Source organism: Staphylococcus gallinarum, assembly GCF_000875895.1.
In the GTDB taxonomy this organism is placed as follows: domain Bacteria; phylum Bacillota; class Bacilli; order Staphylococcales; family Staphylococcaceae; genus Staphylococcus; species Staphylococcus gallinarum.
In genome coordinates this window covers 1-924 of the sequence record NZ_JXCF01000126.1, presented here as the reverse complement: position 1 = coordinate 924, position 924 = coordinate 1, and the positions used below count along the sequence as shown (strand labels likewise).

Annotated in this window: 1 protein-coding gene; it reads left to right on the top strand. The window is 26.8% G+C overall.

Annotated elements, in window-relative coordinates:
- Window positions 1-795: 795 nt before the first annotated feature.
- Window positions 796-924 (top strand): YSIRK-type signal peptide-containing protein (locus tag SH09_RS17285; protein WP_042740187.1); only part of this gene is annotated, 129 nt, incomplete at its 3' end.

The following is a 924-nucleotide window of genomic DNA, read 5'->3' as shown; positions in this document are numbered from 1 at the left end:
CAGGCCTTTGTTATATATAAAACTTCTTTTATAATTGTTAATAGACACAAAAATAAAAAAAGGGCAATTTTAATATATAAAAAATATAATATATTAATTCACACTACCAATAGAAACTGAAATTTTTCCTAGAAAATGATATCGCATCTATTATCAATAAGCTCGTTGGGTCTATTTACCAAGAAACTTTCAATCAATATTACAATCATAGAGGTTCGTCGTCCTACCACCCTAAAATGATGTTAAAAATAATTTTATATAGCTATGCACACTCTGTTTTTTTCAGGAAGAAGAATTGAGTTTCTACTTGAAAATAGTTGTCGAATGATGTGGATTGCACGTTAAACACTTTCATACAGAACAATCAATCATTTTAGAGTGAAACCACATATGATTGAGTTCTTGCATGTTCTTTATGTTGGTTTAAGGGCACAACTATTAGAAGATAAGTTAATCACAGAAAAATTATTCATGAAATCAAGCGAGAGTCTTCATTACCATTAATAATAGCTAAAGTCTTTCTTCAATTTCACTTTTTCTTAGCTTTGATAAGAAATGATAACTATCATCGATTACACGGCACAACATTTGTATTTTACATATCCGTAATCAAAAACATATATATTCCTTATCACCCATAAAACTATCAAACTTTTGTTTTTTATAAAATATTTATAAAATTTCATAAAAATATAATAATATAAGTTTACTTTGTCCAAAAACAATTATAGAATTTTTTTGAATAAAAAATATATAATTAATTTGTATTTCAAATTACAGGAGGTTTAATAATTAATGGATAATAGAAATGGGTTTTTATCTAATTGTTTAAACAAATATTCGATTAGGAAGATGACAGTTGGGACAGCGTCACTGCTTATCGGTGCAACACTCTTATTTGGTGTGAATAATGATGCACAAGCA